Annotated in this window: 9 protein-coding genes; 4 read left to right on the top strand and 5 right to left on the bottom strand. The window is 73.1% G+C overall.

Annotated features, from left to right (window positions below; translation table 11 throughout):
* Positions 1-103 precede the first annotated feature (103 nt).
* Entirely contained in the window at positions 104-568 is a 465-nt protein-coding gene (locus tag ACFC1W_RS00935; protein WP_375987581.1) for a DUF3817 domain-containing protein, read from the top strand.
* A 15-nt stretch (positions 569-583) separates the two neighbouring features.
* Here ACFC1W_RS00935 and ACFC1W_RS00930 read toward each other — a convergent pair whose 3' ends face one another.
* The 5 genes from ACFC1W_RS00930 to ACFC1W_RS00910 form a co-directional block, all read right to left on the bottom strand.
* Positions 584-3,532 carry an aminotransferase gene (locus ACFC1W_RS00930; RefSeq protein ID WP_375987579.1) on the bottom strand — a complete coding sequence of 983 codons (2,949 nt, stop codon included), beginning with the start codon at positions 3,530-3,532 and terminating at the stop codon, positions 584-586.
* Positions 3,533-3,595: 63 nt separating this feature from the next.
* Positions 3,596-3,967, bottom strand: coding sequence for a VOC family protein (locus ACFC1W_RS00925; RefSeq protein WP_241111273.1), 372 nt, complete (start codon positions 3,965-3,967; stop codon positions 3,596-3,598).
* A gap of 91 nt (positions 3,968-4,058) precedes the next feature.
* The gene (locus tag ACFC1W_RS00920; protein WP_375987577.1) at positions 4,059-6,371 is read right to left on the bottom strand and encodes a LuxR C-terminal-related transcriptional regulator; all 2,313 of its coding nucleotides are present in this window, start codon (positions 6,369-6,371) and stop codon (positions 4,059-4,061) included.
* A 98-nt stretch (positions 6,372-6,469) separates the two neighbouring features.
* Positions 6,470-6,649 (bottom strand): hypothetical protein, encoded by a 180-nt coding sequence (locus ACFC1W_RS00915; protein WP_375987575.1) that lies wholly within the window; start codon positions 6,647-6,649, stop codon positions 6,470-6,472.
* Positions 6,650-6,676: 27 nt separating this feature from the next.
* The gene (locus tag ACFC1W_RS00910; RefSeq protein ID WP_375987573.1) at positions 6,677-7,513 is read right to left on the bottom strand and encodes a class I SAM-dependent methyltransferase; all 837 of its coding nucleotides are present in this window, start codon (positions 7,511-7,513) and stop codon (positions 6,677-6,679) included.
* Between the two features lie 216 nt (positions 7,514-7,729).
* Between ACFC1W_RS00910 and ACFC1W_RS00905 the strand changes: the two genes are divergently transcribed.
* The 3 genes from ACFC1W_RS00905 (at position 7,730) to ACFC1W_RS00895 (ending at position 12,101) form a co-directional block, all read left to right on the top strand.
* Positions 7,730-10,300, top strand: a complete 2,571-nt coding sequence (locus ACFC1W_RS00905; RefSeq protein ID WP_375987571.1) for an ATP-dependent Clp protease ATP-binding subunit — start codon at positions 7,730-7,732, stop codon at positions 10,298-10,300.
* 152 nt (positions 10,301-10,452) lie between these two features.
* Positions 10,453-11,328 carry an LLM class flavin-dependent oxidoreductase gene (locus tag ACFC1W_RS00900; RefSeq protein WP_375987569.1) on the top strand — a complete coding sequence of 292 codons (876 nt, stop codon included), beginning with the start codon at positions 10,453-10,455 and terminating at the stop codon, positions 11,326-11,328.
* A complete protein-coding gene (locus ACFC1W_RS00895; RefSeq protein WP_375987567.1) occupies positions 11,325-12,101 on the top strand; it encodes an LLM class flavin-dependent oxidoreductase in 777 nt (258 codons plus the stop codon). Before ACFC1W_RS00900 ends, ACFC1W_RS00895 begins: the two co-directional genes overlap by 4 nt.
* Positions 12,102-12,109 lie beyond the last annotated feature (8 nt).

Below are 12,109 nucleotides of genomic sequence, written 5' to 3'. Positions count from 1 at the left end.
GCTAGCCCGTCGGCCGCGCACCGTCCGCCCCACCGGGAGGGCCGTGGCGGGCCCGGACTCCCGGCGAACCTAAGCTCGAAGCATCCCCACCCGAAGGAGACCTGTGTTCCGCACGCCCTTGAACCTCTTCCGTGTGCTCGCCGTCGCGGAGGCCATCTCGTGGACGCTGCTGATCGCCGGGCTGATCCTCCGCGCCACGAGCGACTTCGCCATCGGAGTCACGGTGGGCGGCGCGATCCACGGCTTCGTGTTCCTGTCGTACGGCGCCACGGCGATCCTGGTCGCTCTGAACCAGCGCTGGGGCGTGTGGCCGACGGTCGTCGCGGTCGTGAGCGCCGTGATCCCGTACGCGACGATCCCGACCGAGCTGTGGCTGCACCGCTCGGGTCGCCTGACCGGCGCATGGCGGCTCACCGCCACGGATGATCCGCGGGATGCCGCGTGGCACGACCGTCTGATGCGCTGGTTCCTCAACCGGGCGTGGCTGCTCGTGGTGCTGATCGCTGCGGCCGTCGTCGTCCTCTATGCGGCGCTGCTGGTGATCGGCCCTCCCGGCGGCCGCCACTGACCGCCGTCCGTGCGCTCACCAGCCCGTCGTGAGCACCCGGTCGAGCGCCGCGACCACGGCGTCTGCGCTCTCGCGTGAGAAGCACATCGGCGGCTTGAGCTTCAGGATGTTCTGGTGGTCGCCCGTCGGCTGAGCGATCACGCCGAGCTCGCGCAGCCGGGCGCAGATCGCCGCGGTCTCGGCCGTCGCGGGCTCCCACGTGCCGCGGTCCCGCACGAACTCCGGGCCGAGGTAGAACCCCGAGCCGTGGACGGCGGCGAGGAGCGGATGCCGCTGCCCGAGCTCTTCGAGTCGTGCCTTGAGGTATCCGCCGACTTCGCGCGCGTTCTCCTGAAGTCGCTCGTCGCGAATGATGTCGAGCACCGCGAGCCCGACCGCGCTCGACACCGGACTGCCGCCCGCCGACGAGAAGAAGTAGCCGCCCTCGCGGTAGCGCTCGGCGATCTCGCGGGTGGTGACGACGGCGCCGAGCGGATGCCCGCTCCCCATCGCCTTGGCGACGGTCACGATGTCGGGCACCACGCCCTGCTGCTCGAAGCCCCAGAACCAGGTGCCCAGGCGTCCGTAGCCCACTTGCACCTCGTCGGCGATCGCGAGCCCGCCGTGCGCCCGCACCGCTGCGTAGACGGCGTCGAGGTAGCCGCCGGGAAGCGCGACGCCGCCCGCGTTGCCGAAGATCGGCTCGGCGATGAACGCGCCGACCGGGGTGCCCTCGGCTGCGAGCCGCTCGACCTCGGCGACGGCGCCGTCCGCGTACCGCGCCGGCGAGGCACCGCGGTGGCCGTAGGGCGCCGGCACGGTGTGCACCCACTCCGGGCGGGTCTCGAGCGCGGCGGGGTTGTCGGCGACCGACGTCGACACCGCATCCGACAGATAGGTCCACCCGTGGTACGCCTCGCGCACTGCCAGCACGTCGCGTCGCCCCGACCACGCCTGCCCCAGACGCAGCGCGAGATCCACGGCCTCGGACCCGCTGTTCACGAGGAAGACGGTGTCGAGCGGCTCGGGCAGCAGCGCCGCCAGCCGCTCCGAGAACTCGACCACGGCGGGGTAGTGGAACCGCGAGTTCGTGTTCAGCAGCCGCCACTGCGAGGCGACGGCATCGACGAGTCTCGGGTGCGCGTGCCCGACCGACGTGACGTTGTTGAGCGTGTCGAGGTAGACGCGGCCGTCGGCGTCGACGAGGTGCTCGCGCCAGCCGCGCACCATCACGGGCGGGTCGTCGAAGTAGTGCTCCTGCACGTCGGCGAAGACGGCGTCGCGGCGAGCGAGCAGCGCGGCCCCATCGACGGCGCCGGAAGAGGAAGATGCGGGATGCCCCGGCACGAGCGGGCTCGGATCGGCGACCACCGCCCGCCAGGCGCCGGCGAGGCCGCGAGGCGCGAAGCGCGGTGCGTCGGCGCCGACGCCGGCGCGCACGACCTGCACCCACAGCGTCTCGTCCGCTTCGCCGAGCAGGTCGCCGGCCTCGACGGCGCTGCCGTCGTCGAGCGCGGTGCGCATGCCGTCCAGGCGCAGGGTCCAGTCGCCGGTGCCGACGAGCACGCCGGCCGACGTCACTGCGACGACGCCGGCCCACGGCGCCGCGAGCGGCTGCCGGTCGGCGAACCGCAGCTCGACGCCGAGTGCGACGTTGTGCGGCTCGTCGGGATCGAGCGGCCGCGAGCGGGTGAGCCGGGCCTCGCCGAACCTGGCCACGGCCACGCGGGCGTTGTCGAGGCATCCGCTCATCACATCGTGCTCGGCGGATGCCGCCAGCCAGCGTCCCTCGTGCAGGTGGGGGCTCGTCGGCGACAGGTCGGCCACCACGACGTCGTCGGCGATCAGCCACGGCACGAGCAGCTGCGCCGGCGGGAGGACCGGCTCGGGAACGGCCTGCCCGAGCGCCTGGAGGACGAGCGCGCTCGCGACGTCGAGCGGCACCGACGTCGCCGCGTCGAGGATCGCACGCTCGTGCAGGAGGTTTGCGGCCGCGTAGGCGTTGGCGGGGTCGGTCGCGAGCACGTGGTGGGCGCTCGCGACGAGCGTCGCCGCGCGCACGACGACCAGCGGCCACAGTGCGCGGAGTTCCGGCGGGCTGAGCGGCCGCACTCGGTGGTAGGCCGTCACCGCGCGCATCGCGGCGGGGAGGTCGACGCCGTCGTGATGGAGCAGCGACGAGACGGTGATGGCCAGCTCGCCGACCGCCCAGGTGCGGTTGAGGTCGCCCAGGTCGATCACGCCGTCGGGCAGGCGGGTGACGCGGTCGGCGGTGACCACGTTGTCGTCGGTGAGGTCGCCGTGGATGAACTGCACCGGCAGTGCCGCTGCGACGGCGTCGACCTCGGCCCACGCCGCGGCGGAGGCTTCGGCGAGCCGTTCGCGGAGCACGGCGTCGTCGACGAACGGCAGCAGCTCGGCGAGCGCGCCCGGCGCGTGTCGGAGGTCCCACTGATGGCTGCGCTCCGCGGCGGGGGCGTCGAGATCTTCGAGGGCGAGGGCGACGCGCCCGGCCAACGTGCCCAGCGACTCGACAGCCGCGCGCGACAGGTGGCCGGTGAGGGTCGCGCCCTCGAGGAATTCGAGCACACGCGCCTGCATCTCAACGCCGCCGACCGTCACCGGCCGGACCGTCGCACCGCCCACGACGAGCGCACGGGGGGCGCGGCATCCTGCCCGTTCTGCGATGCGCACAGCGGCAGCCGACTGCGCTTCCAGCTCGACCGCGGTCACGCTGGGGTTCGCGATCTTCAGCAGGAGCGGGGACGCGTCATCGCGCTCGAGGAGGAAGTTGCGATCCTGGTGGCTGCCCAATGCGCGCGCAGACGCCTCGATGCCCCAGACGTCGCGCGCCAGCCGCGCGGCGAGCGCGTCGGAGATGTCGGGCGGAGCGGGCTGGGTCAAGGTGCCCGAGCCCTGGTCGGGGCCCGAGCCCTGGTCAGGGCCCGCGCTCGGGTCGGGGCTCGCGCTCGGGTCGGCGCTCATCTCGTGCTCCTCGCTGGGATCTGGCACGAGGCTACCGGTGGAGCGAGAGCCCTGACGAGCAGGTCAGGAGCGGCTCGGCAGCTGCTGCAGCGTCCAGGCGTTGCCATCGGGGTCGGCGAACGTGACGAACCTGCCCCACGCCTGCTCATCCACGCCCTGCGCGTCGACACCCCGCTCGCGAAGGTGCGCGAGCGCCTCGTCGGCGTCGGGCACGACCACCTGGATCGTGTCTTGCTGACCGGGCTGAAGCGTGCCGCCCAGGCCGGTGCCGAAGGCGATGGAGCACGCCGAGCCCGGCGGCGTCAGCTGCACGAACCGCAGCCCTTCGAAAGGGGTCTGGTCGTGATCGAGGTGGAACCCGATGCCGACGTAGAAGTCGCGGGCCCGGTCGACGTCGGAGACGGGCACGTGGATGAGTTCGATCTTCCAGTCCATGCTGGATCCTCTCTCTCCGCCGGAAGGCGCGGCGCCCGCCGACGCCCTCACGCTACGCCCGGGTTCGGACACGCCCGCCGAGCCCGCGGCGTCAGGCGCGAGCGCTCTCGCCGAGGAACGCGCCCAGCTGCTCGGGCGGGCACGCGGCGACCGCGGCGCTGCGTCCGGCGAGGTCGGCGAGCGTGTCGAGCGCGCCCAGCACCGCGCCGTCGTCACCGGCGTCGCGATGCGCCAGGACGAGTCCCTCGACGGCCGCGATCTGCCGCGCGCGGTCGCCGGCCGCCGTCGCGATCGCCGAGGCCTCGCGCAGCGCGGCCACGCGACTGCGCGCGTCGGCGGCGCGGTTCGCGCGCAGCATCAGGACGCGGTGGACGCACCGCAGATCGCCCAAGTGGCGGAATGACGCCACCAGCTCGTCGAGTTCGCCGCTCTCGTCCAGCCCGAGAGTCGCCTGCACCAGCCGGCCGTGCGCGAGTTCGTGCTCGTTGGCGGTCGACTCGGAGTAGGCGACGCACTCGGCGGCCCAGCGGGCGGCGCGCTCGGAATCGTAGCCGGACTCGGCCGCGGTCAGGGCCATCATGAACCGCACGTTGTTCACGTGGGTCTCGTCGCCCGCGCGCGCATACGCGCGCATCGCGCCCTCGAATGCCTCGACGGCGTCGGCGACGTCGCTGCCCCGCCCCTCCTGCACGGCGATGGTGCGGAGCGCGACACCGCGGAACTGGCGGGCGGCTGCGGCATCCCACGGGCTATCGTGCTCGATGGCGAGACGCTCGGCGGTGTCGAGGTGAGGCAGGGCGGCGGCGGGGTCCGGCCCGTAGGCCGCCGCGAGTCCGGCGAGCTGGTGGGCGGCGCGCAGCTCGTGCAGATCAGCGGGGTCGGCGGCGGCGAGAGCGCGCTCGGCGAGCCTGCTCACCACCTCGATGTCGAAGAACGCGAGGGCGTTGCCCAGCACGAGCAGCTGCGACGGCGTGGCGTGTTCGAGCAGCCAGTCGTCATGCGCGCCGAGCGCCAGAGCCTCGACGCTGTCGGCATCCGATCCGTACTGTTCCACGCCGACGGCGAGCAGCGCCGACAGCCGGACGGCCACCGGGTCGCGCTCCGCGAGCGACCAGCGGAGCGCGGCGTTCACCTCGGGGCACAGCATGACCGAGAGTCCCATCGCCTCTTTGCTCGCGTCGGTGCGTGCCCGCGCGATGAAGCCCTCCGACACGATCGTCACCATCTCGGCGTGGCGCCGCAGCACGTCGCGCACCACCTGCGGATCGGTGCGTGCGAGCACGAACTCGCGCATCACCGCGAGCAGGCGCCAGCGACCGCCGTCGCCGAAGGCGGGTACGAGCAGCGACCGGTCGAGCAGGCGCAGCACGATGCGTTCGGCGCCTTCGTGGCTGACCGCGACCGCCAGGTCGATGTCGAAGGTGCGGGGGAGTGCGGCGAGCCGCTGCAGCACATCGCGCTCTTCGTCGTCGAGCAGGTGCCACGTCCACTCGAACGCCGTCTCGAGGCTGCGGTGCCGACCCTCCGGCGTCGCACGGTCGAGCATCGCGAAGTCGCGGTCGAGGCGTGCGGACAGTTCGGCGAGGGGCAGGTGGCGTGCGGCGGAGGCGGCGAGTTCCAGCGCGAGCGGAAGTCCGTCGAGCCGGGTCGCGATGTGGTCGACGAACGGCTCGTCCTCCGCCGAGGGCGAGTGCCCGTGGGCCGACAGTCGGTCGCGCAGGAGTGCGCTCGCCGGCGCGTCGACGCCGTCGGCGGCGAGCGGTGGCACCAGGTGCACGTGCTCGTCGTCACCCCCGAGCGGGGTCTGCGAGGTGACGAGCACCTTGAGGCCGGGCGCGAGCGGGCGCAGCCGGGCGATCATCGAGCGCGTCGCGGGCCCGACATGGTCGGCGTTGTCGAGCACGAGCAGGTAGGGCTGCGCGGCGAGGGCGACGCCGACCGAGGCGAGGAGGTCTTCGTGGGGGGATGCCTCGAGCCCCAGCACCCTCGAGATGCGGTTGACGACATCACCCGCGGTGGCGTGCTCGAACTCGACGATCACGGGGGTGCGCGCATCCTGCGCCTTGGCGAACTCGAGCGCGAGGCGGGTCTTGCCCACGCCGCCCGGACCGACGAGGGTCAGCAGGTCGCCTGCTCGGACGGCCGCCTCCAGCTCGGCGACGTCGCGACCCCGACCGCGGAACGGATTCGCCGGCACGCGCACCGAGGCATCCCGCAGCTCTCGCGCCGCGGAGACCAGATCGGCGCGGCTCTCGGCCTCGAGCTTGCGGCGCAGGCTTGCGATATGGCTCTCGACGGTGCGCACCGAGATGAACAACTCCGAGGCGATCTCGGGGTTGGTGAGCCGTCGCTCCACGGCGGCGAGGACCGCGCTCTCGCGCGGCGTCAGGGGCGGCCCCAGCACGCGCCCAGTGTACTCACGGGCGGGCGTTCGCGGCACCGGTCGGAGGGCGCGCTCCGCCGGCAGCGCGCGGAGACGTGCTGCCGGCGGAGCAGGTGCGCTCACGCGCGACGCGGGAGGAGTCGGAACAGGATGCCGCCGGACGCCTTCGCGGAGCGCGCCGAGACGACGGGAGACTCGACGTCGGCGCGCTCGCGGGCGCGACGCCGGAGTTCGAGCTCGCGGAGCAGCTCGCTCTGGGCCATCCCGTGCAGGGCATAGGCATCGTGGGCGTACACCACGGCCGCCTCCTCTCGGTCGTGCGGCGGTCAGCGGACCGTCGCGGTGAACAGCAGGAACTCGGAGTCGATGACTCCATCGCGCGCGATGGCGCGGTCGCCGAGGCCGCGCAGGGCCTCGTCGATGGCCGCCACCGCGGCCGGGTCATCGGCGTTGCGGTTGTAGACCGCGATCGTCGGCCCGTAGTGCGACGCGAAGTAGGCGCGGAACTCCTCGCCCGTCGCGAAGCGGTCGAACCGCACGCTCTCGCGCACCGCGCGCACGTCGGCGACGCGATCGCCGAAGAGCTCGCGCACGTGCGACTCCTCCCCCCACAGCGGCGCCGGCCGCGCGCCCGCGGGAAGCGGCGCGTTGAACGGCTTCAGCGCGGCGAACAGCTGGCCGATGAAGCCCTGCGGCGTCCAGCTGATGAGCCCGATCCGCCCGCCGGGGCGGACGACGCGGGTGATCTCGCCGGCGCTGCGCTCGTGGTGCGGCGCGAACATCACGCCGACCGTCGAGATCGCGACGTCGAACTCGTCCTCGCCGAACGGCAGCACCTCGGCGTCCGCCGGCCGCCACTCCAGCTCCACGCCCGCCTCCTGCGCGCGGCGGTGGCCGTCGCCGAACAGCTCGGGCGTGAGGTCTGTCGCGACGACGTCGGCTCCGCGCTGTGCGGCGGGGATCGCCGCGTTGCCGCTTCCGGCCGCGATGTCGATCACGCGCTCTCCGGAGCGCACGTCCACGGCCTCGACCACTCGTGGGCCGAGCGACCAGATGAGGTCATGGGCGAGCGTCGGGTAGTCGCCTGACGCCCACATCGCGCGGTGCTTGGCCTTGAGGGCCTGATCGGCCTCGTCGATCGCGATCGTGTTCAGATCCGTCATGATGTGTCCTTCTCCTTCTGGTTCTGTGGACGCCTCCCAGGGTTCTCGGGAATCGCCGCGGCCACATCCGTGCCGTGCACGGAAATCGGCACCGGGACTGAAGAGTGCGGACGGCGTCGGGGAATACACGACCCCCGCACAGCCTTGAAGTTGATACGACTGTGCTCAAGTTCGTAAACTTGACAGCCCTTACCTCAACTTTCAGGAGATTGCGGAATGCCCGAAGACTTCACACCGTCCGCCGGCGCCGACGACAGCGGCAGCTCGTTCGACGAGTTCCTGGCGCGGTACCTGGCAGGCGAGCGCGCCCGCGCAGAGCGGTCCATCGACCTCAGCCGGTTCCTCGGCGCCCGCACGCAGGAGCTGCTCCAGCGCGCGGGCCGCTTCGCGCTCGAGCGCGGCCAGCGTGAGCTCGACGCTCTGCATGTGCTGCGCGTCCTCATCGACGAGGCGCCCGCGCGTGACGCCGTCCAGCACATCGGCGCGGACCCGCGCGCGATCCTCCGCGCGACCGAGGAGCGCCTGCCCGCCGCGAGCAGCCCGGCCGACGTCGACGGCGCCGTCATCACGCCGTCGGTGCAGCGCGCGCTGTTCCACGCGTTCCAGGTGGCCCGCTCGTCGGGCTCGACCTACGTCGACCCCGAGCACCTGTTCTTCGCCCTCGTTCTCGCGCAGGACACGCCCGCGGGGCAGGTTCTGGCGCGCGCCGGCGTCACCGCCGAGGCACTCACCCAGGGCCTGCGCGAGACCGTGACCACGGGCGCGGCGCCGTTGACGGACGATGAGACGGATGCCGCGGCATCCGACACCCCGATGCTCGACACGTACGGCACCGACCTCACCGCGCAAGCTGCGGCCGGAGAGCTCGATCCCGTGATCGGGCGCGCCGACGAGATCGAGCAGACCATCGAGATCCTGAGCCGGCGCACCAAGAACAACCCGGTGCTCGTCGGCGAGGCCGGCGTGGGCAAGACCGCCATCGTCGAGGGCCTCGCGCAGGCGATCGTCGAGGGCGGCGTTCCCGAGCAGCTGCTCGGCAAGCGCGTCGTCGCGCTCGACCTGCCCGCGATGCTCGCCGGCACGCGCTACCGCGGCGACTTCGAGGAGCGGCTCACCAAGACCATGGACGAGATCGCCGCCCACAAGGGCGAGCTCATCGTGTTCATCGACGAGGTGCACACGGTCGTCGGCGCGGGCGGCGCCGGTGACGGCGGCATGGACGCCGGCAACATCCTCAAGCCCCGCCTCGCGCGCGGCGAGCTGCACCTCGTCGGCGCGACCACGCTCAAGGAGTACCGCGTGATCGAGAAGGATCCCGCGCTCGAGCGCCGGTTCCAGCCGGTGCGCGTCGGCGAGCCCTCGATCGAGGACGCCGTGCTCATCCTGCGCGGCCTGCAGCCGGCGTACGAGGAGCACCACGGCATCGCGTATACCGACGAGGCGATCCGCGCGGCCGTCGAGCTCAGCGACCGGTACCTCACCGAGCGGGTGCTGCCCGACAAGGCGATCGACTTGATCGATCAGGCCGGCGCGCGGCTGCGGCTGCGCCTGGGGGCGAAGCTCGACGTCAGCGCGCTAATGACCGAGCTGGCCACCCTCGAGGCCGACAAGAACGCGGCGGTGTCGGCCGAGCACTACGAGGAGGCCTCGCGCATCCGCGACCGCATCGCGGCGGTGCAGGCCAGGCTGGACGACGTCGCGGCCACCGGAGCCGCCGCCGGCGACGAGGCTGTGGTCGGCGAGCCCGAGATCGCCGCGGTGATCAGCCGTGCCACCGGCATCCCGGTCAACCGCCTCACCGAGTCCGAGCGCGAGCGCCTCGCCGTGCTCGAGGACGAGCTGCACGATCGCGTGATCGGCCAGGACGACGCCGTCGCCGCGGTCGCCAAGGCGGTGCGCCGCAACCGCACCGGCATGGGCGACGCCCGGCGTCCCGTGGGCTCGTTCCTCTTCCTCGGTCCGACCGGCGTCGGCAAGACCGAGCTTGCCAAGGCGCTCGCCGCGTCGCTGTTCGACGACGAAGGCGCGGTGATCCGCTTCGACATGAGCGAGTTCGGCGAGCGGCACATCGTGTCGCGCCTGGTGGGAGCCCCTCCGGGATACGTCGGCTACGACGAGGCCGGCCAGCTCACCGAGCGCGTGCGCCGCAACCCGTACGCGATCGTGCTGTTCGACGAGATCGAGAAGGCGCACCCCGACGTGTTCAACCTGCTGCTGCAGGTGCTCGACGACGGCCGCCTGACCGACGGCCAGGGGCGCACCGTCGACTTCCGCAACACGGTGGTCGTGATGACGTCGAACCTCGGCTCGGAGTTCCTCGCCTCGCGGGGCGGCGCGATCGGCTTCATCGCCGACGGCGGGGGATCGACGGGCTTCGGCTCCGAGAAGGACCTGCGCGACCGCGTCATGGCGCGTCTGCGCGAGGCCATGCGACCGGAGTTCCTCAATCGCATCGACGAGATCGTGCTGTTCCGCAAGCTCGACCAGCCGCAGCTGCGCCAGATCGTCGGGCTGCTGCTCGGCGCGTCGGAGGCCCGGCTCGCCAAGCGCGAGGTGGGGCTGGTCGTCACGGAGGCCGCGACCGACTGGCTCGCCGAGCACGGGTACGAGCCGGAGTACGGCGCGCGTCCGCTGCGCCGCCTGATCCAGCGCGAGGTCGACGACCGCATCGCCGACCTGTTCGTGACGGGTGCGCTCGTCGACGGCGGATCGGTGACGGTGGATGCCGCGGCCGGCGAGCTCGTCGTGCGGGCCGCGGCTCCCGCGGTCATCGCCGCCGCGGCCTGACGCACCCGCACCCCCTTGCTCACCTGTCACGATCTGCCGGTCGCGCCGACGATTCGTGACAGGTGAGCAGGGAGGGATCGCGTGGCCCGAGCGGGGAGGGATCGCGTGGCCCTCGGCAGGAGAGCGTCGCCGGGGCGTGCCAGGGTGGAGGGATGGCACGCATCGGCGCGATCTTCAACCCGTACACGCACGCACCCGAGGAGTTCCGCGAGGCGGTGGCCGTCGCCGAGCGCGAGGGGCTGCCCGAACTGTGGATCTGGGAGGACTGCTTCCGCACGTCGGCGTTCGCGACGGCCGCCGCCGCGCTCGCTTGGACCGAGCAGCTGCGCCTCGGAATCGGCATCTCGCCCATGCCGCTGCGGAACGTCGCCGCCACGGCGATGGAGATCGCGACCGTCGAGCGGCTCTTCCCCGGCCGGCTCCTTCCCGGCGTCGGGCACGGCGTGCTGCCGTGGATGGGCCAGGTGGGCGCGCGGGTCGCCTCGCCCCTGACCCTCATGCGCGAGTACGTGCCCGCCCTGCGGTCCCTGCTTGCGGGCGAGCAGGTCGACACCGCGGGCCGCTATGTCACCCTCGACGCCGTCCGGCTCGACACGCCGCCCGCGACGGCGCCGCTCGTGTACGCGGCGGCCGAAGGGCCCAAGACGCTGCAGCTGTGCGGCGAGGTGGCCGACGGCGTCGTGCTCGACAGCAACCACACACCCGCCGAGGTGCGCGCCTCGATCGAGGCGATCCGCGGCGCGCGCGCCGCAGCGGGTCGGGAGGGCGATCACGACGTCGTCGCCTTCGTGATCGCCGCCTTCGGCCCCGACGCCGAGTCACGGGCGCTCGCCGACGTGGGCGACAAGCCCGATCCGCACCAGCGCGCGGTGTGGGGCGATCCGGCCGAGGTCGCCACGGCGCTGGGCGGGTTCTTCGACGCGGGGGTCGACGACGTCGTGCTGCTCCCGGCCTCGCGCGTCGACGCGGCCGCGTACTACGCGTCGGCTGCCGAGGTGTCGCGCCTCGTCGCGGAGCGCACGCCATGACCGGCACCGGTGCTCTGTCGATCGGCGTCGCCGCCGCCGTCGGACCCGAGCTCGCCGCACGCCTGGCCCCGGCGATCGAGGCCGCCGGGTTCCATGCCCTGTGGGTCAACGACACCTCGGGCGACGATGCGCTCGAGGTGCTCGCGGCCGCCGCGCGCGAGACCGAGTCCCTCGTGCTCGCGACAGGTGTCGTCCCGGTCGACCGGCGTCCGCCGGCCGAGATCCTCGATCGCGTGTCGGCGCTCGCGCTGCCGGAGGACCGGCTCGTGCTCGGCATCGGCTCCGGCGGTCGCCGCGAAGGAGCGCTGGCGCTGGTGGGGGATGCCGCGGCCGCACTCCGGGCGGGATCGTCGGCGCGCGTCGTGGTCGGCGCGCTCGGCCCGAAGATGCGGCGGCTCGGGGCCGCGGCATCCGACGGTCTTCTTCTGAGCTGGCTGACGCCCGGCGTCGCCGCACGGCAGACCGACGCCGCCCATGAGGTCGCCGCCGACGCCTACGTCGCGGTCTATGTGCGCACGGCGCTCGACGCCGATGCCGAGCCGCGGCTCGAGCGCGAGGCTGCCGCCTATGCCTCGTACCCGGCGTACGCCGCGAACTTCGCCCGACTGGGCATCGGGGCGATCGACACGGTGATCCGATCCGATCAGGGCGCGCGGATCGCCGCGTACCGGGCGTCGGCCGACGAGGTCGTGCTGCGTGCGATCACCGCCGGCGAGACCGCCGACGACTACCTGCGCTTCGTCGACGCGGCGCGGGCGGCCGCGGCCCGGTGACCGCGGCG

It is taken from the genome of Microbacterium sp. NPDC056003 (assembly GCF_042274785.1).
GTDB lineage: Bacteria > Actinomycetota > Actinomycetes > Actinomycetales > Microbacteriaceae > Microbacterium.
The sequence above is the reverse complement of the archived record's forward strand: the minus strand, read 5'-3'. Positions and strand labels throughout refer to the sequence as shown.

Excerpts from the sequence above, each read along its gene's own strand:
- ACFC1W_RS00930 (WP_375987579.1), bottom strand. The coding sequence starts at position 3,532 with ATGAGCGCCGACCCGAGCGCGAGCCCCGACCCGAGCGCGGGCCCTGAC.
- ACFC1W_RS00925 (WP_241111273.1), bottom strand. The coding sequence starts at position 3,967 with ATGGACTGGAAGATCGAACTCATCCACGTGCCCGTCTCCGACGTCGAC.
- ACFC1W_RS00910 (WP_375987573.1), bottom strand. The coding sequence starts at position 7,513 with ATGACGGATCTGAACACGATCGCGATCGACGAGGCCGATCAGGCCCTC.
- ACFC1W_RS00905 (WP_375987571.1), top strand. The coding sequence starts at position 7,730 with ATGCCCGAAGACTTCACACCGTCCGCCGGCGCCGACGACAGCGGCAGC.
- ACFC1W_RS00900 (WP_375987569.1), top strand. The coding sequence starts at position 10,453 with ATGGCACGCATCGGCGCGATCTTCAACCCGTACACGCACGCACCCGAG.
- ACFC1W_RS00895 (WP_375987567.1), top strand. The coding sequence starts at position 11,325 with ATGACCGGCACCGGTGCTCTGTCGATCGGCGTCGCCGCCGCCGTCGGA.